The sequence below is a fragment of the Haloarcula sp. CBA1131 genome, assembly GCF_008728975.1.
In the GTDB taxonomy this organism is placed as follows: Archaea; Halobacteriota; Halobacteria; order Halobacteriales; family Haloarculaceae; genus Haloarcula; species Haloarcula hispanica.
Genome location: NZ_RPCY01000001.1, coordinates 1 through 24956, shown reverse-complemented (window position 1 = coordinate 24956; position 24956 = coordinate 1). Strand labels below are relative to the sequence as shown.

27 protein-coding genes and 1 pseudogene are annotated in these 24956 nt (G+C 64.7%); 13 read left to right on the top strand and 15 right to left on the bottom strand.

The annotated features are described in order from the left end of the window. Nucleotides 1-15: 15 nt before the first annotated feature. The 5 genes and pseudogenes from pepF to Har1131_RS00120 all read left to right on the top strand — a co-directional run bounded on the left by pepF (nt 16) and on the right by Har1131_RS00120 (nt 5600). Nucleotides 16-1806 carry an oligoendopeptidase F gene (gene pepF, locus Har1131_RS00140; RefSeq protein WP_151144548.1) on the top strand — a complete coding sequence of 597 codons (1791 nt, stop codon included), beginning with the start codon at nt 16-18 and terminating at the stop codon, nt 1804-1806. Between the two features lie 148 nt (nt 1807-1954). Next, nucleotides 1955-3175: a proteasome-activating nucleotidase gene (locus tag Har1131_RS00135; RefSeq protein ID WP_050037507.1), complete on the top strand. Its 1221-nt coding sequence runs from the start codon at nt 1955-1957 to the stop codon at nt 3173-3175. 260 nt (nt 3176-3435) lie between these two features. Continuing rightward, nucleotides 3436-4647, top strand: a pseudogene (locus tag Har1131_RS00130) (PQQ-binding-like beta-propeller repeat protein); the annotation flags it as partial. A gap of 45 nt (nt 4648-4692) precedes the next feature. Next, nucleotides 4693-5163: a pyruvoyl-dependent arginine decarboxylase gene (locus tag Har1131_RS00125; RefSeq protein ID WP_050037509.1), complete on the top strand. Its 471-nt coding sequence runs from the start codon at nt 4693-4695 to the stop codon at nt 5161-5163. Nucleotides 5164-5246: 83 nt separating this feature from the next. Continuing rightward, complete coding sequence (locus tag Har1131_RS00120) at nt 5247-5600, top strand: DUF5811 family protein (protein WP_004518427.1); 354 nt, start codon at nt 5247-5249, stop codon at nt 5598-5600. Between the two features lie 56 nt (nt 5601-5656). Here the strand turns inward: Har1131_RS00120 and Har1131_RS00115 are convergent, their stop codons facing one another. From Har1131_RS00115 to Har1131_RS00105, 3 genes are all read right to left on the bottom strand, one after another. After that, complete coding sequence (locus Har1131_RS00115; protein WP_050037510.1) at nt 5657-5851, bottom strand: hypothetical protein; 195 nt, start codon at nt 5849-5851, stop codon at nt 5657-5659. A gap of 70 nt (nt 5852-5921) precedes the next feature. Continuing rightward, the gene (gene infB / locus Har1131_RS00110; RefSeq protein ID WP_058990875.1) at nt 5922-7727 is read right to left on the bottom strand and encodes a translation initiation factor IF-2; all 1806 of its coding nucleotides are present in this window, start codon (nt 7725-7727) and stop codon (nt 5922-5924) included. A gap of 94 nt (nt 7728-7821) precedes the next feature. Continuing rightward, the gene (locus tag Har1131_RS00105; protein WP_050037511.1) at nt 7822-8349 is read right to left on the bottom strand and encodes a plastocyanin/azurin family copper-binding protein; all 528 of its coding nucleotides are present in this window, start codon (nt 8347-8349) and stop codon (nt 7822-7824) included. A 176-nt stretch (nt 8350-8525) separates the two neighbouring features. On the opposite strand from Har1131_RS00105, the gene Har1131_RS00100 reads away from it, so the two are divergent. Then, entirely contained in the window at nt 8526-8765 is a 240-nt protein-coding gene (locus Har1131_RS00100) for a PRC-barrel domain-containing protein (protein WP_004518435.1), read from the top strand. Further along, nucleotides 8766-9224: an NOB1 family endonuclease gene (locus Har1131_RS00095; RefSeq protein WP_014039441.1), complete on the top strand. Its 459-nt coding sequence runs from the start codon at nt 8766-8768 to the stop codon at nt 9222-9224. On the opposite strand, the gene Har1131_RS00090 is transcribed toward Har1131_RS00095, so the two are convergent. From Har1131_RS00090 to Har1131_RS00080, 3 genes are read right to left on the bottom strand one after another with little or no spacing between them, the layout of a single operon-like run. Then, entirely contained in the window at nt 9221-9367 is a 147-nt protein-coding gene (locus Har1131_RS00090) for a CopG family transcriptional regulator (RefSeq protein ID WP_050007795.1), read from the bottom strand. The genes Har1131_RS00095 and Har1131_RS00090 overlap by 4 nt on opposite strands. A 56-nt stretch (nt 9368-9423) precedes the next feature. Then, nucleotides 9424-10566: a CPBP family intramembrane glutamic endopeptidase gene (locus tag Har1131_RS00085; RefSeq protein WP_050037512.1), complete on the bottom strand. Its 1143-nt coding sequence runs from the start codon at nt 10564-10566 to the stop codon at nt 9424-9426. 23 nt (nt 10567-10589) lie between these two features. After that, a complete protein-coding gene (locus Har1131_RS00080; RefSeq protein WP_050037513.1) occupies nt 10590-11900 on the bottom strand; it encodes a hypothetical protein in 1311 nt (436 codons plus the stop codon). Nucleotides 11901-12026: 126 nt separating this feature from the next. Here Har1131_RS00080 and Har1131_RS00075 point away from each other — a divergent pair, with 126 nt between their 5' ends. Both Har1131_RS00075 and Har1131_RS00070 read left to right on the top strand, forming a co-directional pair. Beyond that, nucleotides 12027-12575 (top strand): hypothetical protein, encoded by a 549-nt coding sequence (locus Har1131_RS00075; protein WP_151144544.1) that lies wholly within the window; start codon nt 12027-12029, stop codon nt 12573-12575. A 94-nt stretch (nt 12576-12669) separates the two neighbouring features. Beyond that, nucleotides 12670-13137, top strand: a complete 468-nt coding sequence (locus Har1131_RS00070; RefSeq protein WP_064287503.1) for a DUF5812 family protein — start codon at nt 12670-12672, stop codon at nt 13135-13137. Nucleotides 13138-13163: 26 nt separating this feature from the next. Here Har1131_RS00070 and Har1131_RS00065 read toward each other — a convergent pair whose 3' ends face one another. Continuing rightward, nucleotides 13164-13478 (bottom strand): hypothetical protein, encoded by a 315-nt coding sequence (locus Har1131_RS00065; protein WP_129755984.1) that lies wholly within the window; start codon nt 13476-13478, stop codon nt 13164-13166. A gap of 101 nt (nt 13479-13579) precedes the next feature. On the opposite strand from Har1131_RS00065, the gene secF reads away from it, so the two are divergent. Together secF and Har1131_RS00055 are read left to right on the top strand one after the other, a co-directional pair. Then, the gene (secF, locus tag Har1131_RS00060; protein ID WP_014039448.1) at nt 13580-14467 is read left to right on the top strand and encodes a protein translocase subunit SecF; all 888 of its coding nucleotides are present in this window, start codon (nt 13580-13582) and stop codon (nt 14465-14467) included. Continuing rightward, entirely contained in the window at nt 14464-16098 is a 1635-nt protein-coding gene (locus tag Har1131_RS00055) for a preprotein translocase subunit SecD (protein WP_014039449.1), read from the top strand. Before secF ends, Har1131_RS00055 begins: the two co-directional genes overlap by 4 nt. 55 nt (nt 16099-16153) lie before the next feature. Here the strand turns inward: Har1131_RS00055 and rnhB are convergent, their stop codons facing one another. From rnhB to Har1131_RS00040, 3 genes are all read right to left on the bottom strand, one after another. Beyond that, nucleotides 16154-16789 carry a ribonuclease HII gene (rnhB, locus tag Har1131_RS00050; protein ID WP_151144541.1) on the bottom strand — a complete coding sequence of 212 codons (636 nt, stop codon included), beginning with the start codon at nt 16787-16789 and terminating at the stop codon, nt 16154-16156. 58 nt (nt 16790-16847) lie between these two features. Then, nucleotides 16848-18125, bottom strand: coding sequence for a tRNA pseudouridine(54/55) synthase Pus10 (locus Har1131_RS00045; RefSeq protein WP_151144538.1), 1278 nt, complete (start codon nt 18123-18125; stop codon nt 16848-16850). 84 nt (nt 18126-18209) lie between these two features. Then, nucleotides 18210-19325 carry a mechanosensitive ion channel family protein gene (locus Har1131_RS00040; protein ID WP_050037517.1) on the bottom strand — a complete coding sequence of 372 codons (1116 nt, stop codon included), beginning with the start codon at nt 19323-19325 and terminating at the stop codon, nt 18210-18212. An 89-nt stretch (nt 19326-19414) separates the two neighbouring features. Here Har1131_RS00040 and Har1131_RS00035 point away from each other — a divergent pair, with 89 nt between their 5' ends. Then, complete coding sequence (locus tag Har1131_RS00035) at nt 19415-20227, top strand: undecaprenyl-diphosphate phosphatase (RefSeq protein WP_151144535.1); 813 nt, start codon at nt 19415-19417, stop codon at nt 20225-20227. Between the two features lie 15 nt (nt 20228-20242). On the opposite strand, the gene Har1131_RS00030 is transcribed toward Har1131_RS00035, so the two are convergent. Beyond that, nucleotides 20243-20848, bottom strand: coding sequence for a DUF4382 domain-containing protein (locus Har1131_RS00030; protein ID WP_014039454.1), 606 nt, complete (start codon nt 20846-20848; stop codon nt 20243-20245). 190 nt (nt 20849-21038) lie between these two features. Here Har1131_RS00030 and Har1131_RS00025 point away from each other — a divergent pair, with 190 nt between their 5' ends. Next, on the top strand, nt 21039-21905 hold the full coding sequence (locus Har1131_RS00025; RefSeq protein ID WP_008311015.1) for a CheF family chemotaxis protein: 867 nt from the start codon (nt 21039-21041) through the stop codon (nt 21903-21905). A 192-nt stretch (nt 21906-22097) separates the two neighbouring features. Here the strand turns inward: Har1131_RS00025 and Har1131_RS00020 are convergent, their stop codons facing one another. The 4 genes from Har1131_RS00020 to Har1131_RS00005 all read right to left on the bottom strand — a co-directional run bounded on the left by Har1131_RS00020 (nt 22098) and on the right by Har1131_RS00005 (nt 24956). Next, on the bottom strand, nt 22098-22322 hold the full coding sequence (locus Har1131_RS00020; protein ID WP_008311012.1) for a hypothetical protein: 225 nt from the start codon (nt 22320-22322) through the stop codon (nt 22098-22100). 215 nt (nt 22323-22537) lie between these two features. Next, nucleotides 22538-22753, bottom strand: coding sequence for a hypothetical protein (locus Har1131_RS00015; protein WP_008311011.1), 216 nt, complete (start codon nt 22751-22753; stop codon nt 22538-22540). Between the two features lie 54 nt (nt 22754-22807). Then, entirely contained in the window at nt 22808-23281 is a 474-nt protein-coding gene (locus tag Har1131_RS00010) for a universal stress protein (protein ID WP_151144532.1), read from the bottom strand. A 4-nt stretch (nt 23282-23285) separates the two neighbouring features. Continuing rightward, complete coding sequence (locus Har1131_RS00005; RefSeq protein ID WP_151144529.1) at nt 23286-24956, bottom strand: cation acetate symporter; 1671 nt, start codon at nt 24954-24956, stop codon at nt 23286-23288.

Below are 24956 nucleotides of genomic sequence, written 5' to 3'. Positions count from 1 at the left end.
TCCCAAGAGCGGGCTATGAGTTCGGTACCCGCACGGAGCGACATCGACGAGGCGTACAAGTGGGACCTCGATTCTCTCTACGCCAGCGACGAGGACTGGGAAGCCGCCTACGAGGAGGCGGAGGAACTGATCGAGGACCTGTCCGCCTACGAGGGGCGCGCCACCGAGGACGCTGCGACGCTGTTAGAAACTCTGGAGACCTACGAGGAACTGATGCGGACGGTGTCGAACGTCGCCGCCTACGCCCGGATGCGCCGGGACGAGGACACGACCGACGACACGTACCAGGCGCTGACAGCCCGCTCGCAGTCTCTCTCGTCGGAGGCCAGTTCGGCCGCCTCGTTCCTCGACCCGGAACTGCAGGATTTGGAATACGACGACATCGAGGCGATGATCGACGCGGAGCCGGGGCTGGAGCCCTACGAGCACTACTTCGACGACGTGCTCCGGATGAAAGACCACACCCGCTCGGCCGAGGTCGAGAATCTCCTTGCGGAACTCGGTGAGGTCACCGGTGCGCCCGGCGAGGTGTACAACATGCTGGCCAACGCCGACATGGCGTTCCCGACCGTCGAGGACCCCGACGGCGACCAGCAGCCCATCACGCTCAACAACTTCACGACGCTGCAGAAACACCCCGACCGAGAGTTCCGCCAGCGCGTCTACGAGGCGTTCTACGACGAGTGGGACACCGTCCGCAACGCCGTCGGCACGGCCTACAAGAACGCCGTCAAGACGGACGTGAAGATGGCGAACGCACGGGACTACGACACCGCCCGCGAGGCCGCGCTGGACGGTCCGAACGTCCCCGTCGAGGTGTACGACACGCTCGTCGACACCGTCCACGACAACCTCGACACGCTCCACCGCCACGCCGACCTCAAGCGCCAGTCAATCGGGGCCGACGAACTCCGGATGTGGGACCTCTACGTCCCGCTTGTGCAGGAGGAATCGCCCGAAATCGAGTACGAACAGGCCTGCGAATACGTCACCGAAGCCGTCGCACCGCTGGGCGATGACTACCAGTCCCGGCTCGCCGACGGGCTGGACTCGCGGTGGGTCGACGTCTACGAGACCGAGCACAAGCAGTCCGGCGCGTACTCCGGCGGGACCTACGACTCCCAGCCGTTCATCCTGATGAACTACCAGGACGACGTGGAGTCGATGTACACGCTGGCCCACGAACTCGGCCACTCGATGCACTCGGAGTACACCAGCGAGGAACAGCCCTACGTCTACTCCGGCTACGAGATATTCGTCGCCGAGGTCGCGAGCACCGTCAACGAGACGTTGCTGACCCACCATCTGCTGGATACCGTCGAGGACGAACGCCTGCGCCGACATATCCTCAACGAGTACCTCGAACGGTTCCGGTCGACGCTGTACCGCCAGACGATGTTCGCCGAGTTCGAGCACCGCACCCACGAGATGTCTGAGGCCGGTGAGCCGCTGACGCCCGACCGGCTTGACGACCTTTACCGGGAGCTGAAAGGCGACTACTACGAGCCGGCGGTGCTCGACGACCGCATCGCCCGCGAGTGGATGCGCATCCCGCACTTCTACCGGGCGTTCTACGTCTACCAGTACGCGACCGGGATTTCGGCGGCCGTCGCGCTCGTCGACGGTATCCTCGATAAAGGCGAGCCAGCCGCACAGCGGTACATCGACTTCCTCCGGAGCGGGTCGCGGCAGTACCCGCTGGAGCTGCTTCGCGACGCCGGCGTCGACATGGCCAGTCCGGACCCCGTCGAGTCCGCCCTCTCGACGTACGGCGAGTACCTCGACGAGTTCGCCGAGCTGCTGTAGGGCGGCCAGTAGCTATCCGGTGCCTGTCTGGCTGTTCGAGCCACCGGTCTAACCGAACGCTACAGCCCCGTCTCGACACGGATAACTGTTTCACCCCCTGTGACCCGAAGGCACTTTGTGTCTCAACCGTATAGTACCGACCATCCAAATGTCGCGCAGTCCCTCGCTTCCGGAACGACCACGGTTGGAACTTGATCCCGATATGACGCCTGACGAGCGTCTGGAGGCACTCCGGGAACATTTCAAAGAGATAGTACAGGTCAACGAACAGCTGACTGAGCAACTGGACGCCGCCCGTGACCGGCAGCACGATCTCACGGACGAGGTCGACCAGCTTGAACGGGAAAACGAGACGCTCAAGACGTCTTCGCTGTACATCGCCACAGCCGAGGAGCTGACCGACGACGGCGTGGTCGTCAAACAGCACGGCAACAACCAGGAGGTGCTGACCGAAGTCTCGCCATCCATCCGTGACGGCCTGGAGGCCGGCGACCGCGTCGCCATCAACGACTCCTTCGGCGTCAAGCAGATCCTCGACCCCGAGACCGACGCCCGCGCACAGGCGATGCAGGTCGACGGTTCGCCGGACGTCTCCTACTCGGATATCGGCGGCCTCGAAGAACAGATCCGCGAGGTCCGGGAAGCCGTCGAGGAGCCGCTTGTCAACGCCGAACAGTTCCGCGAGGTCGGTATCGAACCGCCGAGCGGCGTCCTGCTGCACGGCCCGCCCGGCACCGGGAAGACGATGTTGGCGAAGGCCGTCGCCAACGAGACCGACGCGACGTTCATCAAGATGGCCGGCTCCGAACTGGTCCGGAAGTTCATCGGCGAGGGAGCGCGACTGGTCCGGGACCTGTTCGAGCTCGCCGCCGAGCGCGAACCGGCTATCATCTTCATCGACGAGATCGACGCCATCGCGGCCAAGCGGACGGAGTCGAAGACCTCCGGCGACGCCGAGGTCCAGCGGACGATGATGCAACTGCTTTCGGAGATGGACGGCTTCGACGAGCGCGGCGAGATCCGCATCATCGCCGCGACGAACCGCTTCGACATGCTCGACCGGGCCATCCTCCGCCCCGGCCGCTTCGACCGCCTCATCGAAGTCCCGAACCCCGACGTCGAGGGCCGCGAGCGCATCCTCGAGATCCACACCCAGGAAATGAACCTCGATGACGACGTGGACCTTGGCGCGTTTGCCACCGAGACCGACGGCCTCTCCGGCGCGGAACTGGCATCGCTGGCGACCGAGGCCGGGATGTTCGCCATCCGTGACGGCCGGACGACGGTCCAGCAGTCCGACCTCCACGACGCCCTAGAGAAGATCGAAGCCGACGACGACGCCAGCAGTGTCCCCGTCGCGTTCGCCTAACCACCCACCTTTTTTAGCGTCGCCTTTCCTCGCGCGCTCGTAGAGCGCGCTGTGGAAGGCTCCTTGAAAAACGTGGGGGAAAAAGCCGGCCGCTCACGCTGCTCGCGGCCGGGGAAACCGCGGCCATTCGGCCGCGGTATGCTAACCGCACCGATTCTCATTGTCTATTCTGCGATAACTGTGTTCGGTCGTTTCCGTTCTTATCGTGACTGCCTCCCGTCCCCACGCGATTTAAGCCACCCCGCCCGGTATCAGCGCCCGTGACAGAGCGCGGACGGACGCGGCGGGCGTTTCTGGGGACGCTCGCGGCGACGATGGTCGGGTCAGTTGCGGGGTGTCAATCACAGTTCGATCCGCTCGCATCGACGGCGCTTGACGAACACGCCGCCACACAGTTCCGGCAGGGGCTCCTGAACCAGGGGTATCAGGACGTATCGGTTCCGGACGCTGTCGAGCGGGCCTGGGAACTCCCGGCCAACCGCGGGGACCACACCGCGGCAAAGGGGAGTCCCGCGCTGGCACCGACTGGCGACCTGATTCTGGCCGACGATACCGGCCGCGTGCGGGCCATCGCACCTGATGGCGAGGTCCAGTGGGCGACGACCATCACGCAGGCGACGCGCGGGAGCCACGGCACGCCGGCCATCGCCAACGACACCGTCTACATCGGGGCCTACGACGGCGCGCTGTCGGCGCTGGACCTCGAAACCGGAAAGCGGCGCTGGCGGACGGAACTCGGTGATGCCATCGGCGCAAGTCCGACCTACTACAACGGGTCGCTGTACGTCGCCGTCGAACACGCCGCACCGAGCGGGAGCGTCGTCGCGGTGAACGCCGCGACCGGCGACGTGCAGTGGCGGGACAGTCGGCCGACCGACCATCCGCACTCGACGGTGGCGCTGGACCGCGAACACGGTCGTCTGCTGTTTGGCTCGAACGACGGCTACTGCTACGCGTGGTCGTTCCCGGGCCTGGAACAGGTGTGGCGGTACGACACCGGCGGCGACGTGAAAGCCCCTCTCGCCGTCGCTGACGGGACAGCCATCGTGCCGTCGTGGGCCGAGACGGTCACCGCCGTCGACGTGACCGACGGCTCGGAGCAGTGGACCTTCGAGGCCGACGCCGACGTGATGTGTGCGCCGGCGGTCCACGACGGCACCGTCTACGTCGGCAGCCACGACGACCGGGTGTACGCGCTCGACCTCGAAAGCGGCGAGGAGCAGTGGCGCTACGACACTGGCGGGTGGATTATCGGGAGCGTTGTCGCCACCCGAGACCACGTCCTCGTCGGGTCCTACGACGGGCGACTGTACGCGCTGGAGCGGGACACCGGTGCAGTGGCCTGGACCACCGACAACCGCGGCCATGTGACGAGTGCTCCGCTGGTGACCGCCGACGCCATCTACTACGCGGAGCGTGCGGCCGAGGGCGACCCGAACCGACCGGGAATGTGCTACAGACTCGTTCCGGCAAAACGAAGCGAAACCCCTTACCCCGCGGACCGTCGAGAATCGCCTATGAGTACCATCCGGGTCGTGTGGGGGACTGCGACCGGCCCGACCGCACTGGCCGCGTACGACGCGGCACTCGCCGAGGCGGGCGTCCACAACTACAACCTCATCTCGCTCTCGTCGGTCATTCCTACCGAGCCGGCTATCGAGGTGACAGGGACGGCACCGGATCTGGGGCCGCCCGGCGAAGCGCTAGAGGTCGTCCAGTCCTCGGCGACAGCCGAGCCTGGTGAGAGCGTGGCCGCTGGTATCGGCTGGGCCCGCAGCGAGGACGGGCCGGGCATCTTCTACGAGGTCGACGGGGGCAGCGAGGACGCGGTCCGGATGGAAATCCGCGAAGGACTGGCCGCCGGCCGGGACCTCCGGGACTGGGAGTTCGTCGAGGAGAACGTGTACGTCGAGTCGGCGACTGACGATGCCCAATACGCCAGCGCCGTCGTGCTCGCCACCTACGGCGAGAGCCACCCCGTCGTGTAAGCGGCGTTGCACCGACGGTTCCGGTCAGAACTGTGTTCGACCCTGGGTTTTTAGTCTTCCCCCCATAGAGACAGAGAACGTTCATGTACGGTAATACGTCGTTTGGTGGGGAGACGGAAGAAGTGACGCTGACCGCGGAACAGCGCGAGGAGCTCCGCCGGGACCTCTCGAGCGTCGCCGCACGGACCCGCGAACTCCTGCCCGGCGAGTTCGTCGTCGGCTCGGAGATCAGCAACAGCACGACTGGACCGCGGGCCACAATCGCGGTCCAGCCGCCCGTCGGATCGGTCGTCAGCGCCGACTACACGCCCGAGGACCCGGAGAGTGCGAGCATCTCCGACGCCGAACGCGACGACCTCGCTCAGGGCATCGCCGCCTCTGCGGCCCTGCAGGTCAAGCAAGTGATGGGCGACGACACCTCGCCGACGGCGCAGTAACAGTCGCTGCTCTCAGTTTTCTGCAGCACAGTCGTGGTGACGCGTAGTCGCTGATATCAAGCCCGACCGCCGCTGGTGACCGGCGGGTCATAAAACAGCGCGTAGCCGATGGAGCCGGTCGCTGGGAGGCTGCCGGCACTCAGCGCCGTGACGAAACTAAGCGAGGTGACGACGGCACCGAGCGACGCCAGTAGCATCGAGAGGGCGATGCTGGCAAGCACGAGGTCAGGCATCGACAGGGACCCAGGCATTCGTGTCTGTATGGAGACACGCCTCCTAATTAAATATTATTACTCGCGCAAACAGCGCACCGAGTACCGCCTATTTGCCCCAGAAGGGGTCGCGATTCCGGTGTTTCTCCAGATACATCGACAGCGCCTCGCGCTCGTCGACGGAGATGTCTTCCTTGAGTTCCTGTTCGAGAATCTTTGCGTGCTTTTCGGGGATTTCGACCCAGAGGTCGTCGCCTTCCTCGACCTGGCGGCCGACGGTCGGCCCCTGAATGGAGACGGCCATGCGCTCGCCGGCGCGGGCCGAGTCGACGTCTTCGCCCTCGTCCTGAATCGTTTTGAGGGTCCCGACGCGGTTTGCCTCGCCGTTCTCCCATCTGACGACGTTGACGTTCCGGCGGAGTTCACCGGAGAGGATTTCGACGCCGACGACGGCGGGGTCTGACTGGCGGAACGTGTGGTCCTGCAGAATCCGGAACTTCGCCGGGCGGGTGATGTTCTCCAGAATCTGCTCCTGCTGGGCCTCCTCGATGGCGGTGACGTGGTCGTCGTAGGACTCGACGAGCTGGTAGATGACGTCGTCCTCGAACAGCTCCACGTCCTCCTGTTCGGCGAGGTCCCGAGCGTCGTCGAGCACTTCGACGCTGAAGGCCAGAATCGCCTGATTGGTCGGCTCGCCGGCCGTTTCGGCGACTCGCACGTCCCGCGGTGCGACCGCGCCGACCTCGGCGCGCATGACGGGGATCTCTTCCTCTTCGAGGGTGCTTGAAAGCGCCTCCAGCGAGCCCAGCGTGTCGGCCTTGATGACGACCCCTTCTTCTTGGGTCGTCACCTCGATCTCGGCGAGTTCCTCCTCCACCTCGGCGATGACCTCGCTGCGGTCGCGGTCGCGGATGACGCGGATCGGCGCACCGGCCATCGCGTCGCCGAGGTCCGGCGCGGCGATCTTGACGCCGTCGGCGGCGGCGACCTGCTCGACCTGTTCGAACTCCTGTTCGGTCCGGATCTCTTCGAGCGGGCGTGGCCGGAGCAGCGCGCGGACGTCAGTGACAATTGGCCCTTGAAGGCCGCCGACCACGATGGTGTCGTCGTTGCGGATGGTCCCGTCGTAGATGATGGCGTCGAGCGTCGTCCCGAAGCCCTGGGTGTCTTTCACTTCGAGGACGGTCCCGACACCGGGACCGCTGGTGTCGATCTCCATCTCCTCTTTCATGTACCGCTGGGACAGCCCCATCATCACCGTCAGCAGGTCGGGGATGCCCTCGCTGGTTTCGGCCGAGACCGGCACGACGCCGATGTTAGCCTGGAAGTTCTGGACCCGCCAGTACATATCCGCGGAGAAGCCGTTGTCCGAGAGTTCGCCGATGATCTCGTACAGCTTCTCGTTGAGGTCGGACTGGACGCGGTCGGACTGGGCGTCCATCGTCTGCTGGACCGGCTGTCCCTCGTTGGGGTTCCAGCCGGGGACGGTGTCAATCTTGTTCGCGGCGACGATAAACGGCGTCTGGGTTCGCTTGAGGATGTCGATGGCCTCCAGCGTCTGTGGCTGGAAGCCGTCGTTGACGTCGACGACGAGGATGGCAATGTCGGCGAGCGCGCCGCCCCGGGAGCGAAGCGTCGAGAAGGAGTGGTGGCCCGGTGTGTCGATGAACAGCAGGCCGGGCAGGTCGAAGTCAGTCGGGTCGACCAGGTCACCGGCGATTTCGGAAATCACGTCCAGTGGGACGGCTGTCGCGCCGATGTGCTGCGTAATCGCGCCCGATTCGCCGGCGGTGACGGCCGAACCGCGGATCTTGTCGAGCAGGCTCGTCTTCCCGTGGTCGACGTGGCCCAAAACGGCGACGATGGGCGTCCGCAGGGTGTCGTCGGTGGCTGTGGTGGGGTCCGTGTCAGACATAGATGGCTCCAGAAGTTGTCAGAACCGAGTCGTCGGTGGCAGTTAAGTTCGTCGTCATCAGACGCGCGCGACCGAACGTAGGGCTAAGCGGGCGTCACTCGGTTACAGTGAACGACCCCGTCATGCCGACGCTCTGGTGGGGGACGCAGTGGTACTCGTACTCGCCGGGGACCTCGAACCGATAGGCGTACTCGTAGCCCGAACTGTACGTCGTCCCATCGTCGCCGGGCGTCCCCGACCAGTCGCTGTCTTCCGGCGTCGCGGTCGGTTTGACGTTGTGGCCGCCGGCCTTCCAGACCCACAGAACGGTGCTACCGGCCGGGACCTCGAAGGTTTCCGGATCGAAACTGAAGCTTCCCGGCGCGACGGCGACTTCCTGGTCGGCGTCCACCGGCGTTCCGGTCGGCGTGGGCGTCGCTGTCTCGGTCGGGGCGGCCGTAGCAGTCGGTGTCGGCGACTCAGTCGGAGTCGGTGTCGCCGTTTCAGTTGCCGTCGCAGTTCGAGTCGGCACTTCTGTGGCGGTGGCTGTCGGTGACGGTGTTCCGTCGCCACTACAGCCTGCCACGGTACCGATGACGGCGGCCGCGAGGCCCCCGAGAAACTGCCGCCTGTTACTGTCCATACGTCCCCATCGGCCGCCTCTCGCATAGGGTTGTGGCTCGCTGTAGATGTTCCGGGGCGTGGGACGGTCGAGGACGGCACCATGGCCGCCGATACTGGTATCCATCCGTCCCCATCGCCGCTCACCTGTCGGACATCCCCGTGGCGTTTATGTAACCTCGTTCGGAACAAGGGGGTATGGCTGCAATACTCGCAGAAAACCTGTCGGGGAAAGACGTGATGGGGACTGACGGCGCGGAGATCGGCAGTCTCTACAACATCACGATGGACTTTTCGTCGGGCGCGCTGCACAACCTCGTTATCGACCCTGCGGAGTCGCTCCGCAACACGAACTTCGAGTACAGTGACCAGGGCCGCCTGCTTGTCCCGGTTGAGCGGGTCAAGGCGGTGAAAGACCACATGATCGTCAAACGCTAGATGTACGTTCTTGACTCCTCGGCATTTATCAACGAGTATCACACCGACGAGCAGATCGCAACGATTCCGCTCGTCAGAGAGGAACTGGAAGACGAGGCCGCCTATCGCTTCGACGCCCTCGAAGGCTCGGGCATGCACCTCCACATTCCCGAGGACAACACCGTCGAGCGCATCGAGCGCGCTGCCAGCGAAACCGGTGACCTCGCGGAACTCTCGGAAACCGACATCCGGCTGATCGCGGCCGCGTTCGAACTCGACAGTCGACTCGTCACAGACGACTACGCGATGCAGAACGTCGCGGAGAAACTCGACGTGAGCGTCGAGGTAATCGCCCGCGACGGTATCACCGAACAGCGGGACTGGCTGTTCCAGTGTGCCGGCTGCGGCCGTGAGTTCGACGAGAACCGCGACCGCTGTCCCATCTGTGGCAGCTCACTATCGCGGAAGAACCCGGCTTAGACGGTCTGTTCGTCCCGGGCTTCGAGTCCGAGCTCGACCAACTGTGAAAGCACTTCCTCCTCTGTGATGCCGTAGCGCCGCGCAAGCGTTTCGATGATCCGCGCTTGGTCGTCATCACAGACGATGGTGAACCGCCGAGCCATGCCATCGCCTACAACGGTAGTTCGCATAAATACCCGTCAGACAGCAGTCAGACGGCTCAAACTGCCGGATTTCCTGTAATCTCGATGTACAATGTGAGAAACTGGATGGCGTTGAACGCCCCGTGGATGAAGATCGGGACGAGCAGGTTCTCGGTCTTGAGATAGCTGAGGCCCAGCAGCGTCGACAGGACGAACACCAGTAACAGCGAGAGGGCGGTCTGTGTCGGCGTGCCAGCGGCGTACTGTCCGAAGTGGACGACGCCGAAGACGGCGCTCGTGAGTATAATCGCCTGCAGATCACTGAAATCGTCGTAGAGGTACTTCTGGATGATGTTTCGGTAGATGAACTCCTCGCTCGGCGCGATAGTGAGAAACGCCAGCGGCACCATCACAAGCAGGAACGACGGGTCTCTGTTGGCTAGCTCTTCGACGCTGCTCCGAGCCGCTTCGAGTCCGAGCGCCTGAATGAGGTAACTGAAGCCAAACAGCGCGACCATGAGGACGACGACGCCGCCGACGCCGTAGCCAACGTCGCGGAGACTGGGTCGCCGCAAATCGAGATCAGCCCAGGTCCGGTCTAGCCGGTTGGCGACGGCCGCCCCGAAACCAACGAAACCGACGCCGATACCGATAGTGAGCGTGATGTACACTGGGCCGGTGACGGTTCCGCCGTCGAGCGCCGCGGCGCTGACAAGCCCTGCGGCCGCGGCTCCGAGCACGACGAACTGGGCGAACAGCGTGCCCACGAGGAAGCCGGCCAGCCCGATTCCTGTCGCGACCGAGAGCGCTCTGGCGACCGTGTACAGCCGGTCGTTCGGCACGTCGGACGCCAGCGCCCAACCCAGCGCAATCGTCACGCAGCCGGCCAGCACCGTGAGATACACGGCGATTCCGACGGTCGCTTCGACGCCGGTACGGAACTCCGGTCCGAAGAAGGCGACGAGCGTCGCGAGCGTTGCGACGACGCTTGCGCCCGTCGCGCCCAGGCCCGCCTGTCGGCGGTCGAGTGCGCCGTGACGGACGAGTGAGAAGGCGAGCGCCGCGACGACGAAGCCGGCGACGGCTATCTGTCGGGCGGTGACCGGGCCGACCGTCGTCGCCGGTGTCATCCAGCTAACGACGCCGGTTTCCGTGGCGACGAGTACGACGAGACCGAGGCCAGCGGCGAGAACACCCCAGTTCGCGGCAGTGTCGTCCATTATCGGCAGTCCGTTGCGCCGGCCTAAAGGGACTCCGTTTCGCCGATCCGCAGCCGCTCGCGCTCGTCGATAACCGCCGTCTCGTCCGTCGTTTCGCCGCGGATGAGCGCCCGCGTGGCGTTTTTGCCCCACTCGACGGCCGGCTGGGTGAATGTCTCCACGTCCGCGAGTTCGCCGACGAGGACGCAGGCCGCCTCCATCGCGTACAGCAGTTCGCCGACGCTCTCTGCGTCGAGTCGGTCGATCTCTACTTCCAGCGCCGGCCGGTCAGCCGCCGGCAGGCTCGCCACCGTCGCTTCGTACTCGGCGTCGATGAGGCCGCCGAGGTCGGTTCCGGCGAGATACGAGAGGTCATCGTGGTCCGGGTCGGGAATCGCCACGTCGGCGCGCTCGCGCGGTCGGACGAACGTGACGACCTTGTCGCGGTGGCCGGCGCGGTACAGCTGGAGCTGGGAGTGCTGGTCGGTCGCGCCCAGCGCCCGCGCCGGCGTCTGGCCCCGCCCGTCCTTGCCCAGGCTCTCGGCCCAGAGCTGTGCGAACCACTCGCCGAAGGACTCCAGCCGCTCGGCGTAGGGCATGAATGCGTTGACTTTCGCGCCCTCCTCTTCGAGTGCGTAGGCCATCGCGCCGTAGGCGTAGGCCGGCGAGTCATACAGCGACGGCGCGAGGTCGTCAGCCGCCTGCTGACCGCCGGCAAGCAGCCCCTCGATGTCGATGCCGAGGATGGCTGGCGGGACGAGCCCGACCGCCGAGAGCGCGCTGAAGCGGCCGGGGACGCCCTCGGGGACCGGCAGCGTCGGCAGGTCGTGCTGGTCAGCGAGCGCCCGGAGCGGGCCGGACTCGCCCGTGGTCACGACGATGCGCTCGGTCCAGTCGACGCCCCGGTCCTCGTAGGCCTCGCGGACGACGAGGAAGTTCGCCAGCGTCTCCGCCGTCGTCCCAGAACGCGAGACGACGTTGATGGCTGTGTCGGCGAGGGAGAGGCCGTCGAGCGTCCGCCGGACGTGCTCCGGGTCGACGTTGTCCAGCACGACGTGACTGCCCGGGTCCTCTGCCAGTGCCTCCGTGATGGTTTTCGCCCCCAGCGCGGAGCCACCGATACCGACGGTGATGACTGACTCGGCGTCGGCGACTGGCGCGACGGCGTCGCGGATGGTCTCGGCGTCGGTTGCTTCGGGGAGGTTCAGCGACGCGTAGCCGAACTCGCCCTCCTCCCGTCCCTGCTCGATTCGCTCGTGGGCCGCGGCCACCCGCTCGTCCAGGTCGTCAAGTGTCGCCCGCTCGACGCCCGGGTCGGCGGCACTGGCAAGCGCGGCTCCGATATCGACGTGCATACTCGGGGTGTCGACGGGCGGGTACAAACAACTCCCGAAGGAGGCGGTGGGTAGCGGACGCGGGTCCGCTCTCACCGCCGGTCGGACAACACCGCGCTTAACCACGCGCTCGCCTAACCCATCGGCATGACAGACGCGACGGCAGAGCAGTCCGTCACAGCCGACGCCGACGACGACCGGCCCGAACCGTACAACGGCCTGCCGGGTGCGTTCCCATACGCGTTCCGGGCCAGCGACTCGCTGCTGTTCAAAGCCTACGTTCCGGTCGCGTTGTTGCTGTCCGTGGCGATTACGCTCGTGTTCTCGTTCGGGCTGATAACGCAACTCGCCGAAACCGGCAGCGTCCGCGGCGGGACGTTCACCTTCTCCCGGAGCTTCTTCCTGTTCGTCGGGCTGTTGCTCGTCGCGCCGCTGCTGGCTCCAGTGCTCTCCGTCGCGCGCCGCCATCGACGGACCGCATCCTCGGTCGCCTACGACCGCGCCCTCGCGCTCTCGGCGTTCCTGTTCATCGGGTCGATATACCTCGCGCTGTTGACCTCAGCGCCGGCGGAACTTCGCGAGCCGACACAGAGCGCCGTCGTCGGGTTCTTCTACTCGCTGCCCCCGCTTGCGGGCCTGGCCCCGCCGCTGCTCGCGACGCTGGTGATCTATCTGACCCACCGGCTGCTGAAGTAGCGCTGCCGGCCCACAGCACCCACTCCTCCGAAGTGATACGACACACCGTCCCCGGGTCGAAACGGGCAAGAACGCCCGTGCCGAACGTATCTCTATGACAGCCATTGAAGGGACATTTCTGGTCACGAATGCTGATGACGCGTCGGCGACGCTTCGGAACGTCGCGGACTCGCAAGTGCTGACACTGTCGGACAACCCCGGCGTCGAGGCCGGCGAGGTCGTGGAGGGGACAGTCGAGCCGGAGCCGCCGATGGAGGTCACGTACACCGTCACTGAAGTCGCCGAGCGGCGACGCATTCCCGTCGAGACGGTCGACCTCGCGCCGACGGCGCAGACGACCGAAATCGCGGCCGAACAGGCCCCCGGCGAGCTAACGACGGTCGAACGCGCCGGCGAGGGCGAGGTTCACGTCCTGACGGTTCCGGACGACGAGACGGACGAGGCGGCGGCGGATGTCGTCGACGACGAGGCCACCCTCTCGCGGGCGGCCAGGCTTGGCGTCGACCGCGTCGAGGTTCGGACGGCAGAGGGCGTCGTCAGCGTGCGTTACCTGCCGGACTGACGCGTTCTCTCGTCCGCTCCAGTTTCCTATTCGGTCGGTCCGGCGGCGCTCTGGACCTGCCAGCCGCCGGCGATTCCGCAGGCCTCGCGCTCGGTGTAGACGAACGCGGTGTCTTCGGTCACCGCGGAGCCGCCGTCGACGGATTCGACCTGGAGCGGGAAGTCCAGCGTGTCGCCACAGCAGCCAACGCCGACAAACTCTGTCCACACGTCGCCCGGTGTGGCGGTGTTGTGTGTCTTCCGGAGGTACGCGCGGAACGGCGACCCGTCTATTTTGTCGCGACCCCAGCCGCTGAGGTCCGCCGGATAGGAGAGTTCGACCCTGGTTGCGCTCTCGGGCATAGTCGGATATACGTGATAAACTGCCATAGATGTACGGCACGGCGGATGTCAGCGGCAGTGATTGAGAAGGCTTATTCGCCCCCGTCTCACACCGTTCCGTCATGTTCGAGTTCGAGGTCCCGGAAGTCGATTACACCCAGTATTCGAACCGCCAGCTGGTGGCGGTTCCGCTGGTGGTGCTTGCGCTCTCGCTCGCGGTCATCGGTGGCTGGTGGGCTGTCACCGGGGCACCAGTCGACCGGGGCATCGACTTTACTGGCGGGACGGAATTAACGATAGGGACAAACGCGACGCTCACAAACGAAGACATCAAAGCCACATTCGATGAGCCGGTTGTTTCGGTGCAGGGTATCACGACGACTTCGGAATCCACCTACGAGAATCAATATGTCGTCACGTTCGATAATTCGGCCAACGTGTCTTCGGTTCGGTCCGCTGCCCAGTCGGCAGAGGAACTGACGCTGTTGGGGAGCGGAACGACATCGCCGCTGTTTGGCGGGCAAAACCAGCGTCTCGCAGTCATCGGTGTCGGAGTTGCGTTCCTCGGGATGAGCCTGCTCGCCTTCGCCTTCTTCCGTACATTCGTCCCGAGTATCGCCATTGTTATTTCGGCGTTTTCCGACATCATGATTCCGCTCGCGATAATGAACCTCCTTGGAATCAAGCTTTCACTGGGAATCGTCGCAGCGTTCCTCATGCTGATCGGGTACTCTGTCGACTCGGATATTCTGTTGAATAACCATGTTCTCAGACGTTCAGGCGGGTTTTACGAATCGACGTACCGTGCGATGCGAACCGGTGTGACGATGACATTAACGTCTATTGCAGCGATGACCGTGATGGCGGTCACAGCGACACTATTCGGGATTGGCCTGATGGCCGATATCGGTCTGATACTGGTTCTCGGACTGACGGCAGACCTAATGAATACGTATTTACTCAACGTTACGCTGCTTCGCTGGTACAAATATGAGGGGGTAAACCGATGAGTACTCTTCGAGAAAATTGGCGAGTCGCTCTACTGGTCGTGCTTCTCCTGACCAGTGCTATCGCGCTATTCGTTCCCGGTGTCCCGCCGGGAACGAGTGCCGATGGACCGACCGACGAATCTGCCCCAGAAGCGGGCGAGGCCGAACAGTTGACAAACCTCAACTACGGTATTCAGCTCAGTGGCGGAACCCGACTTCGCGCCCCTATCGTCGGCATCACTGCCGAGAACGTCAACGTGACACAGGCGGATTCGACACAGCTTGAGCAAACAGTGGCCGACGAACTTGACCTCGACACGGTAGACGTCCGAGTCCGACCTATCACCTCCGAGCGAAGCACGGGGGCTGTGGAGGTCGTTACAAAGAACGTCACGCATCAAGAACTCCGAACGGCACTCGAGAACAACGGGTATCAGCCGACTACCGTACGTGACGGCGTGACCCCGGAGACGCGTCAACAGATGGTCGAAGCTGTTGACGAGAAACTCCGGACCTCAGCGCTCAGCGGTGCGTCAGTCCAGATCGTCAACGTTCCCGGTGGCCAACACTTCGTCAGTATTACTGCCCCAGACCGGGACCGAGAAGAGCTCGTCGACCTGCTGAACGAGCGCGGGACCGTCAAAATATACGCCGTGTATCCCGGCGGTGAAAACGGGACCTTCGTCCGCGAAGAAGTGCTCAAGCGGTCTCAGATGAGTGATATCTCGGCTGCGGACAGGGAAGGCGTCGGTTGGGCTGTGTACATCACAGTCAGCCCGGATGCCGCCGACGAGTTCTCACAACGAATGGTCGATGCCGGGTTCGGCGACGGGGCTCCGTGTGGAAACTACAACCATTCGGATATTCAGCAAACGACTGCCGGTGGGTCGGCAGACCCAGCACTCGCAAACGACGAACCTGGCTGTCTGGTCCATACGTTAAACGGTGAGGTTGTCACAGCCCGGGGTGTGACGCCGGGCCTCGGCGAGAGCTTCGCCAGTGGCGAGTTCGCCAACGACCCTGTGTACGTGATGCAAACTGGAAGCTCGGAAAACCCCGCTGAGACGGCCAATAAAATCGAGCTGAACCTTCGTGCTGGACAGCTTCCGGCGCCGCTCGACCTCTCTGAAGACTCCGGCTCGTCGCTCGACCCGGCGCTTGCAGAGCGGTTCAAGCAGAATTCGCTGTTGACCGGATTGCTGGCTGTCCTCGCAGTCAGTCTCGTGGTCTACGTGCGATACAAACGGGTTGAGGTCGTCGTCCCGATGGTCGTCACGGCGCTGTCGGAGGTGTTCATCCTCCTCGGGTTCGTCGCCTTCGTCCAGTATCCGCTGAACCTCTCGCATCTGGCCGGGTTCATTGCGGTTATCGGCACGGGGGTGGACGACCTCATTATTATCGCTGACGAGATTCTCCAGCAGGGAGAGGTCGAGACGGGACGCGTGTTCCAGAGCCGCTTCCGCAAGGCGTTCTGGGTCATCGGCGCGGCCGCGGCGACGACCATCATGGCGATGAGTCCGCTGATGGTCCTACCACTCGGGGACCTTTCCGGGTTCGCCATTATCACCATCGTGGGCGTCCTCATCGGCGTACTCGTGACGCGCCCGGCCTACGGTGATATCCTGCGAAACCTCGTGCTGGACGAGGACTGAGCGGCTCTTGCTTTCTGACTGACACACCCCACGTTCGCTGTCGAACTGTACCCGTTCAAAAGTCGCCCAGCGACGCCTGTTCTGCCGCCGCCAGCACGTCGTCACACGTCGACCACGAGCGGCGAGCACACGCCGGTAGCTCGCCGTGGCGGTCGACGTAGTCCGCCAGGAACGCCCGCGTCGTCGGGTCGCTGGGGTAGCCCGACCCCACATCGCCGTACTCCTCGGCTAGGTCCGCGACGTGTGCGTCGCGGGCGACCTTCGCGACAATCGAGGCGGCACCGACCAGTGGGTCCGTCTCGTCTGCGCCGTGTTCCGCGGTCACCGCCACGTCAGTATCGACCGCGTCCGCGACCCGGCGACCGAACCGCGCCGCGTCGGTGTCGCCGGCGTCGACTGTGCCCGATAGACCGTCTCGGGCTACTGCCGATAGCGCCTCTGCCTGCCCGTCGACGGTCAGCGTGTTCATGTCCGTCCCGTCCGCGTCGATGCGTTCGACCGGAATCTCGGCGATACCGACAGCGTCGGCCGACTCGCGGATGTCGCCGGCCAGTCGCTCGCGGCGCTCCGGCCTGATGTCCTTCGAGTCGCCGACACCATCGGGTAGAGCCGCCGGGTCGGCCCGGACAGCGGCGGCGAACATCGACCCCAGAACCGGCCCTTTCCCGGCCTCATCGACGCCAAATCGCATGACTATCCTCTGGACGGCGCTGCAAAAACAGCTTCCGATTGGACGGCGGCCCAGCGCGTTACTCTCTGAGGAACTCGTCTTTCGCGAACGGTTCGTCCTCGCCCTGCACGTCGATTACGTCGAGCGCCGTCACCACGGCGTTGGTCTCAAGCAGGCCGGCCAGGCTCGGCTCCGTGCGCCCCTCGTCGCTGGAGACGAGTTCCTTCACGTACAGGCCGCCCTCGCCGTGGATGCGGAGTTCGGCGTGGCGGTCGTCGGTCAGTTCGCCCTCGGCGTCGTACACCGTCCGCGTCCGGGTGATGTCGGCCCGGCGGTGGGTGACCCGCTGGGGCGTCTCCTGCTGGATGGTCGCACCGTCCAGTTCCACCAGTGCGTCCTGTAGGGCCTCGGCGTCGACCGCATCGCCGAACTCCACGTCCATCCGGTAGGTCTTCGAGGCGTCCAGTTCCTTGACGCGCTCGACCATCTCGTGGGTCGCCGGGTGGAGGTCCGTCACCTCGACCTTCCCATCGGCGAAGGCGTTGATGTCGGCTTCGAGTTCGTCGGCGTCCACGTCGCGCTTGCGGGGTTCCATCACCTCGATGACGAACGGGCGGCCCGAATCGAGCATCCGGGCGTCGACGTCCTCGCGGCCGGCGCCGTGGAACACGGCCTCCTCGCCGTCCATCGCCTCGCGGACGACGGGCGCGGACAGTTGCTCGACGCTCTCGTCGTAGCGGTAGCCGCTGCCGCCACAGCCGTCGCAGGGCTCGCCCTGCCACAGTCCGGTCCCGTTGCAGTCGTTGCAGGGCCACTTCGTCTGGGGAATATCGCGTTCGAGCTTGCGGTAGCGGCCGTAGATGAACGCCGAGTTGACGTGGGTCTCCACCTCATCTGTCGCGAGGTCGAGCGTAAGCTGGACCGCCGGACGGCCGAACTCGACCTCCGCACCGGTCAGGTCGCCGATCCGTTTTCCGACCTCGCGGTTGAGTTCGGTCTTCAGCGCTTCGCCGGCGTCGGGGTCTAGCCCGATGTCTTCCCGGAGCAGTTCGTCGTTCTCTTCGAGTAGTGGCGGCACCTTCGTCCCGACCTGGTAGGTGTCGAACTCGTAGCCGCGGACGGCGCTCGCGGCCTGTTCGGCCCACCAGTCGAAGCGGTCGCATTCGTTTTCACAGACCCAGCAGTCCTCGCCCGCCTCGAAGGGGTCGTCGTCTGCGAGCGCAACCGTCACCCGCAGGGCGTGGCCCCGTTCGGCGTTGGCCAGCCCGAAACTCCGGTCGGCGAAGAGTCGGCCGAGACAGGAATCACACAGCGGCCCGGTGGCAAGCGCCGCACGGGCGTCCTCAAGTATGCTCATTGCCTGAGCCGACGCGTCGCCACCGTAACTGCGTTTCGACCTCTCGGTCACCCGAGTCGGTCAGCCCTGCGACCTTGCCTGCGCTCACTTGCCAGCCATGCCGCCGTCGTCTGTGGCTTTGCCTTCCGACTGTGCTTGGTCGAACAGTTCGCCCGGAACCTCCTCGGCCGAGATGGAGATGGACCGCTGGGGGAACGGAATTCCGATGTCCTCAGCCTGGAACCGCTTGTAGATCGCGCTGTTGAGCTCGTGGGTCGCACGGGCTGTCAGGGCCGGGTTGCTGACCCAGCACAGGAGCTCGAAGTTCAGCGCGGAGTCGCCGAACTCCCGGAATCGGACCCGCGGATTCGGCCGTTCCTGCACGAGGTCTTCGGCCTCGGCTAGTTCCAGGAGAATCTCCTCGACGTGGTCGATATCCGTCCCGTAGGCGACGCCGACAGGCACGCGAATCCGGCGCTTGCGTCTCGGCGTCGACTCGTTGATGATGGCGGCATTGTTGAGCTTCGAGTTCGGCACAGTAACGAGGATGTCGTCGCGAGTACGGATGACTGTCGAGCGGACAGAGATGTCCTCGACGCGACCGCGCTCGCCGGTCTCCAGAACGACGAAATCGCCGACCGCGTACGTCCCGTCGAGATACAGCGACAGCGAGCCGAAGAAGTTCGCCAGCGTGTCTCGGGCCGCCAGCCCGACAATGATGCCCATAATCCCCGCCGAGGCAAGCAGTGGCGTCACGTCGATGTCCCAGAGGACCAGTAGGAGGAGGACGCCGCCGCCGGAGATGAGCGCGCTCCAGACGTTCTGGAGGATAGGGACCATCTGGCGGTCGATGTACGCCGAATCCGTCGCGATGGTTGATGCCTGGCGGCCGATACGCAGCAGAATCACCATCCAGACGATGACGACCAGCGAGAGCGTCCCGGCTTCCAGCGAGACGGCGACCGCCGGCCGGATGTCATAAATCTGTGCGCCAGCGTACGCGCCGCCGAGGCCGACTGTGACGTACACGGCGGTGTGGATTCCACGGAAGACGATGTCGTCGACGTCGCCCTCGATATGGGGTGTGACCCGTCTGAGCAGTCGGTCGCCGAGGACGCGGATGACCAGCGCGAGCGCGACTCCGCTGCCGACGAGCACGAGAAACCCCTGCCAGGCCGGTAGTCCCGACAGCAGGTCTACCACCCCGCTTCCCAGTTGCATACCCCCGTTTGGACACCAGCGCTATATATACTGCCACGTCGACGGCCCGAACCGAACGGCCTTTGTCCCGCGGCGTCCGCTCCGTGGGTATGAACCCGATTCTCGTCGCTATTCTGCTGGGCCTGCTGCAAGGGATACTGGAGTGGATTCCGGTCTCCAGCGAGGGCGGCGTCGCCCTCGCGTCGACGGTGGCCACTGGCGTCTCCCCGGCCGCCGCGACCCGTCTCGCGCTCTTTCTCCACGCCGGGACAGCGGTCGCGGCGACGGCCTACTACCGCACCGAAGTTCGAACCATCCTGCGTTCGATCCGAGAACTCTCCCGTCGCCCGTTCGCCGACGAGACGGCGGACCTCTCGTTTATCGTCATCGCGACGGCGGCGACCGCCGTCACCGGTCTTCCCGCGTATCTGGTGCTCGACGCGGCTGTCTCAAATCTTGAGGGCGGGCTCTTTCTGGCGCTGGTCGGCGGCCTGCTCGTCGTCACCGGTCTGCTCCAGCGGTTCGCCGCGGCGCTATCGCTTGGTGAGCGCGAGATTCCGGACGGGGTCGACGCCGTGCTGGTGGGCGTCCTGCAGGGCCTGGCTATCCTTCCCGGTGTCTCCCGGTCCGGGACGACGGTGAGTGCCCTGCTGCTCCGAGGCCACGAAGGCGAGTCGTCGCTTCGGCTCTCGTTTCTGCTGTCGATTCCGGCCGCGCTCGCCGCGAACGTACTGGTCCTCGTTGACGACGGCGTGCCGGCAATCGACCCGCTGCCGGCCGTTGTCGCCCTCGCTGTGAGTGCCGTGGTCGGCTACCTCGCCGTCGATGCGCTGGTCCGCCTGGTGCGACAGGTCCCGTTCTGGGCGGTCTGTACGGTGTTTGGCGGGCTGGGCGTCGTCGGCGGGCTGCTCGTCGCGCTGTAGCGACCAGAGGGCGGCCTACTCCTCGTACTCGACTTCGGTGCCGCTGGCGACCGGCTGAAGGATGTACTCGCCTGTCTGGCCACGCTTGACCGGGGTGAAGTCGGCCGTGAACACGGTGCGGGTATCCGCGCGGATTTCGTACTCCTGCGTGAACTGTAGCGGCGCGTCGCCGGGCGTATCGACCGTCGCGTCACCGCCCTCTGCGAGCGTCCCGTCGACGCCTGTCACGTCGAGCTGGAGGAACTCGTAGGTGTCAACCTCGAGTTCGGTCTCGTCGACGAGCGAGGTGTTGCCGTCCTGCAACTGGACCAGGTCGGCTTCCTGGGCCTCGTCGAACTCGTGGTACTCGCGGGCGTCGCTCGTGTCCGCTGTCGTCGATTCTTCGGTCGCTGTGTCCTCCTCTGAGACTGGCTTTACCCAGATACCGGCCATCGTGATGACACACGATTCGAAATCAGCGATGTCGCCCGGCTGGTCGGTCACCTGTGTCGCGAGCGTGCCTGTTTCGGTACCGCTCCCGGAACAGCCGGCGAGGCCGACCGTGCTCGCTGCCGCGAGGCCGCCGGCGGCTTTCAGATAGTCGCGTCGAGACGTCGTTCCTGACTGCTGTGGATCGTGCATACACTGTTCTACAGCCGTCCCAGGGTAAAGGAGCCGGCAGATAGTCAGGCCGATTTCAGCCGAGTTTCGCCCGATTTGCCGGCAGTGAACGGTTTCTGGGTGACACAGACCGGGTGGTATCGACCAGTGCCGTGCTGGCGACGATGGAAGTTATTTATCCCTTGGCATCAAATCTGTAGTACCAGCGGCCATGAGTGGTGACGAACGCAAACTAGTCGACACATCGGGGGACTTCCAGTACGTCGTCCGCGATGGCGACACGGTGACCGACCCGAAGTGGCGTTCCTGTCGACTCATCGTCACCAACAAGCGACTCATTCTGGCGACGAACGGCTCGAAACAGCCTATTCCACACTCCAACATCACCCTCCCGTCGAACCCCGACGATCTGGTCCCCGACGGCGGGACCGGCGGTGCAACCGCGCTGGAGGTCGGCAACAACGTTCTGCTCGTCGACACGCCGAACCTGGACGACTTCGAGACGGAGTACGTCCGCGCCACGCTACAGGGCGAGGTCATCCTCGCGCGACAGCAGGCGGTCGTCGGCGGCGTCGTTCAGGAGGACGCCGAGTGGAGCAAGGCACGGTTTCAACTGGACGATGACATCATCCGCCTCCAGTTCCCCGGCGGCAAGAGTATGTCCTTCGAAATAGAGGACGTCGGAACCATCGAAACCGGGACCAGTACCGTGATGGGCCAGGAGCGGGAGGTCATCGAGGTCGAACACACTGACGACCAGGACCGCAGCGTCGAGACCCACATCTCGGGGATGGACCACCACACGCGGGCGCTGAAGACGCTGTTCACCCGCGTTATCGAGGACCGTGAGGACGATTACGAACTCTCGGAGATGGAGAGCCAGGTGTTGATGGCGCTGTACTCCGGTGTCTCTCCCTTCGAGATGTCTGATTTCGTCGGAACGACGCCCGACGAGGTCGAGGAAATCTATCAGAAACTGCTTGATATTGGGGCGGTTGACGAGGTCCGGGTTCGGACCGAGGTCGCGTTGAACGCGCAGGGGCGGAATATGGCGAGTGAGGCGATGAGTGAGAAATAGCGAGGGGCCGACCGGAGGGAGGGCCCTCGGATAGCGAACGAGGAACGCAGTGACTCGTGAGCAGTAGAGAGGCGCTACGCCCCTCTGAACGAGCGGTACGGTAATGTGACCCGCAGTGGCGGTTTCCCTGCCGGTCTTGCTGTGGCACAGGCAGCCCAGACGGACCCGTGGCCTGCCCCGGTCTTGCCGTTTTCACTCACCCAGGTATTCGACGTCTTCAGCCTCTGTCACCGATACTCCATCCGGAAGGTCGGACTCCGGGACCGGCGTCAGGGTGAGGACGTCACCCGCCTCGGTCTGTACCCACTCCTGTCCAGTCGCTTGACTCCAATCGTGTGGTTCCCAGAACCCCGACTCGAAGCGCATCCAGATGTCGAGACCACTGTAGTACTCTCCCGTCGAACTTTCGTATATCATTGCTGAACTCCACAGCGTCTGCTGCCGTCGAAAGAGTCAATGCACCTACATGGTCTTATTAGTACCGGCGAGACCGAAATTCTACGGCCTTGAGAATAGAGGGGTGCTTGGATGGCCCGGGTACGGAGGTGATTCAGCCACTATACGTGTCTGTTTCACAAACCCCTCGTGAATTGGCTGTGAATCCGTCGCCACCGTGAAAAACGGAGCCCGACCTACTGCTGTTCCATCGCCAGCTCAAGCGACCAGAAGAAACCGTAGTACGCGACGACGCCGCCGGCGAGCGTCAGGTAGTAGACCCACTGCGGAGCCGACAGCAGGTCGAAGATGACGCTCACGGCAGTCACCCAGGCGATAGCGAACACGAGGTCGACGAACATTCCTCGCTTGTGGTCGCGGACGTGGTTGCGGAGGGTGTCGACGACGCTCATCGGCGGCCTCGCGTGGTCCGCAGCGATTGGAGTCGATTCAGTGCCATGGTACTGTCAGTCTTCAACGTCCGTCTCGCCGTGGACGTCGACGACGAGCACCGGCAGTCGCGTCCGGCGGAGCACTTTCTCCGTGACGCTGCCGAGGATGACGCGCTTCAATCCCGAGCGGCCGTGGGACCCCATCACGACGAGGTCGATGTCGTTGTCCTCGACGAACTTCCGGATCGCGCGCGCGGGCTCGCCGGCGGTGATGTGCTCTTCCACTTCGACGCCGTGTTCGGCGGCGCGGTCGCGGACGTAGCCGGTGGCTTCGTCGGCGTCTTCCTTTATGTCGGTCATCTCCGCCAGGTTCCCCTGGCGGATGCGGTCGACCTGCTCTGTCCCCAGTGAGTAGCTGGTGGCGTCGACGTCGACGACGTACAGCGCGTGGACCGTTGCGCCGTACTTAGAGGCGATATCGACTGCCTGGTCGACCGCGTTTTCCGCGGTTTCGCTGCCGTCAGTCGGAACGAGAATGTTGTCGTACATGGGTTTAGTCGTCTGCGGGGGTGCCGCCGCTGGTGCTGTCGCCGACGACGTCTGCGGCGGTCTCCTGTTGCCCCATCGGCTCGGGGCTGTGACACTGTCGAACCATCTGCTTCGTCTCCAGGGGCGGCTCGGGCGTCGCCAGCGAGACGGCGATGGTGACGATGAACACGACCGGCGTCCCGATCAGCGCAGCGCCGATGGGCGGGACGTACTGGGCGTATATCGGGACGAGTGCTCCGCTCTCGCCAGCGGCTGCGCCGAGCGCGCCGATGTAGTTCGGCAGGACGCTGTTGATAATCGAGGTGATCCAGATGAGCAGGCCGAGCACCATCCCCGCCAGTGCGCCCTGACGGTTTGTGTTCTCCCACCAGAGGCCGAGGAAGAACATCGGGAACAGGACGACGCCGGCCAGCGAGAACGCGTAGGCGACCAGTTCGCCGATGAGCGCCGGTGGGTTGAACGCGGTCACCGTCACCAGCGCGCCCATGCCGATGATCGTCCCGCGACCGATGAGCACCTGCTGGCGCTGGGTCGCGTCGGGGTTGATCAGTTCGGTGTAGATGTCGTGTGCGACCGCTGAGGAGGCCGTGATGAACAGCCCGGCAGTCGTCGCGATAGCGGCGGCCATCGCACCGGCCGCGACGAGGCCGACGAACCACGTCGGGAGGTTCGCGAACTGCGCGGCGAGGACGACGATCACGTCACCCTCAGCGCCGGACATGCCGCCTTCTGCGGCGTAGGCGCTCGCACCGGTCGTCGCCTGGAAGAGGTCGACGCCGAAGGCCGCCATCGCGGGCGAGGCCCAGTAGAGCAGGAGGATGAAGAACAGCCCCCACACGCACGACCAGCGGGCGACGCGCTCGCTTCTGACCGTGTAGAACCGGACGAGGACGTGCGGGAGGCCGCAGGTCCCGACGATCAGCGAGAACGCCGTCGCGATCCAGAGGTAGAACGGCTGGTTCACGAACGGTGCGGAGAACTCGCGACCGAGGTCGGCGATCAGCGCGCCGTACTCGATCTGTGGAAGTATGGTCGAGTAGCCCTGCGAGAAGCCGACCACGTACACGCCCGCGAGGAACGCGACGATGAGGATGGTGTACTGGACGGCCATATTTTTCGTCGCCCCCAGCATCCCCGAGAGCGCGAGATAGCCGACGGTGATGGTCATCATCACGACGATCATCGGGATGATGTCGAGGCCGAAGACGTACTGACCGACCAGCCCCATGCCGCGGGCCTGGCCGACGGAGTAGACGTACGCGATGAGTAGCGTGGTGAACGCGGCCAGCGCGCGGGCGGTCGGCGAATTGAACCGGTCGCCGACGAAGTCCGGCGCGGTGTACTTCCCGAACCGGCGCATCTGCGCGGCCAGGAAGATGAGCAGGATGAAGTAGCCGGTCGTCCAGCCGACGATGAACGCCAGGCCGTAGAAGCCCGAGAGCGCGACCAGCCCGGCCAGTCCGAGGTACGAGGCGGCGGACATCCAGTTCGCGCCGATGGCCATCCCGTTCTCGATGTTCCCGATGCCGCGGCCGGCCACCCACATCCCCTCGGTGTCGGCCACCTTGAAGACGTAGCCGATGACGAGGAACGAGGCCATCATCAAGAAGACGATGATCGCCGGAACGAGTTTGAACGAGATATCCAGCGCTTCCGCCTGTAACGGGACCGTCAC

What these genes read in the sequence shown, in the direction of transcription:
- Har1131_RS00085 (WP_050037512.1), bottom strand. Translation starts at nt 10,566, where the DNA reads ATGGACGACACTGCCGCGAACTGGGGTGTTCTCGCCGCTGGCCTCGGT.
- Har1131_RS00070 (WP_064287503.1), top strand. Translation starts at nt 12,670, where the DNA reads ATGACAGCCATTGAAGGGACATTTCTGGTCACGAATGCTGATGACGCG.
- Har1131_RS00015 (WP_008311011.1), bottom strand. Translation starts at nt 22,753, where the DNA reads ATGAGCGTCGTCGACACCCTCCGCAACCACGTCCGCGACCACAAGCGA.
- Har1131_RS00030 (WP_014039454.1), bottom strand. Translation starts at nt 20,848, where the DNA reads ATGCACGATCCACAGCAGTCAGGAACGACGTCTCGACGCGACTATCTG.
- Har1131_RS00080 (WP_050037513.1), bottom strand. Translation starts at nt 11,900, where the DNA reads ATGCACGTCGATATCGGAGCCGCGCTTGCCAGTGCCGCCGACCCGGGC.
- Har1131_RS00105 (WP_050037511.1), bottom strand. Translation starts at nt 8,349, where the DNA reads ATGGACAGTAACAGGCGGCAGTTTCTCGGGGGCCTCGCGGCCGCCGTC.
- pepF (WP_151144548.1), top strand. Translation starts at nt 16, where the DNA reads ATGAGTTCGGTACCCGCACGGAGCGACATCGACGAGGCGTACAAGTGG.
- Har1131_RS00040 (WP_050037517.1), bottom strand. Translation starts at nt 19,325, where the DNA reads ATGCAACTGGGAAGCGGGGTGGTAGACCTGCTGTCGGGACTACCGGCC.
- secF (WP_014039448.1), top strand. Translation starts at nt 13,580, where the DNA reads ATGTTCGAGTTCGAGGTCCCGGAAGTCGATTACACCCAGTATTCGAAC.
- Har1131_RS00055 (WP_014039449.1), top strand. Translation starts at nt 14,464, where the DNA reads ATGAGTACTCTTCGAGAAAATTGGCGAGTCGCTCTACTGGTCGTGCTT.
- Har1131_RS00120 (WP_004518427.1), top strand. Translation starts at nt 5,247, where the DNA reads ATGTACGGTAATACGTCGTTTGGTGGGGAGACGGAAGAAGTGACGCTG.
- Har1131_RS00025 (WP_008311015.1), top strand. Translation starts at nt 21,039, where the DNA reads ATGAGTGGTGACGAACGCAAACTAGTCGACACATCGGGGGACTTCCAG.
- Har1131_RS00100 (WP_004518435.1), top strand. Translation starts at nt 8,526, where the DNA reads ATGGCTGCAATACTCGCAGAAAACCTGTCGGGGAAAGACGTGATGGGG.
- Har1131_RS00020 (WP_008311012.1), bottom strand. Translation starts at nt 22,322, where the DNA reads ATGATATACGAAAGTTCGACGGGAGAGTACTACAGTGGTCTCGACATC.
- Har1131_RS00075 (WP_151144544.1), top strand. Translation starts at nt 12,027, where the DNA reads ATGACAGACGCGACGGCAGAGCAGTCCGTCACAGCCGACGCCGACGAC.
- Har1131_RS00095 (WP_014039441.1), top strand. Translation starts at nt 8,766, where the DNA reads ATGTACGTTCTTGACTCCTCGGCATTTATCAACGAGTATCACACCGAC.
- Har1131_RS00135 (WP_050037507.1), top strand. Translation starts at nt 1,955, where the DNA reads ATGTCGCGCAGTCCCTCGCTTCCGGAACGACCACGGTTGGAACTTGAT.
- infB (WP_058990875.1), bottom strand. Translation starts at nt 7,727, where the DNA reads ATGTCTGACACGGACCCCACCACAGCCACCGACGACACCCTGCGGACG.
- Har1131_RS00090 (WP_050007795.1), bottom strand. Translation starts at nt 9,367, where the DNA reads ATGGCTCGGCGGTTCACCATCGTCTGTGATGACGACCAAGCGCGGATC.
- Har1131_RS00035 (WP_151144535.1), top strand. Translation starts at nt 19,415, where the DNA reads ATGAACCCGATTCTCGTCGCTATTCTGCTGGGCCTGCTGCAAGGGATA.
- rnhB (WP_151144541.1), bottom strand. Translation starts at nt 16,789, where the DNA reads ATGCGATTTGGCGTCGATGAGGCCGGGAAAGGGCCGGTTCTGGGGTCG.
- Har1131_RS00010 (WP_151144532.1), bottom strand. Translation starts at nt 23,281, where the DNA reads ATGTACGACAACATTCTCGTTCCGACTGACGGCAGCGAAACCGCGGAA.
- Har1131_RS00065 (WP_129755984.1), bottom strand. Translation starts at nt 13,478, where the DNA reads ATGCCCGAGAGCGCAACCAGGGTCGAACTCTCCTATCCGGCGGACCTC.
- Har1131_RS00125 (WP_050037509.1), top strand. Translation starts at nt 4,693, where the DNA reads ATGAGTACCATCCGGGTCGTGTGGGGGACTGCGACCGGCCCGACCGCA.
- Har1131_RS00045 (WP_151144538.1), bottom strand. Translation starts at nt 18,125, where the DNA reads ATGAGCATACTTGAGGACGCCCGTGCGGCGCTTGCCACCGGGCCGCTG.
- Har1131_RS00115 (WP_050037510.1), bottom strand. Translation starts at nt 5,851, where the DNA reads ATGCCTGGGTCCCTGTCGATGCCTGACCTCGTGCTTGCCAGCATCGCC.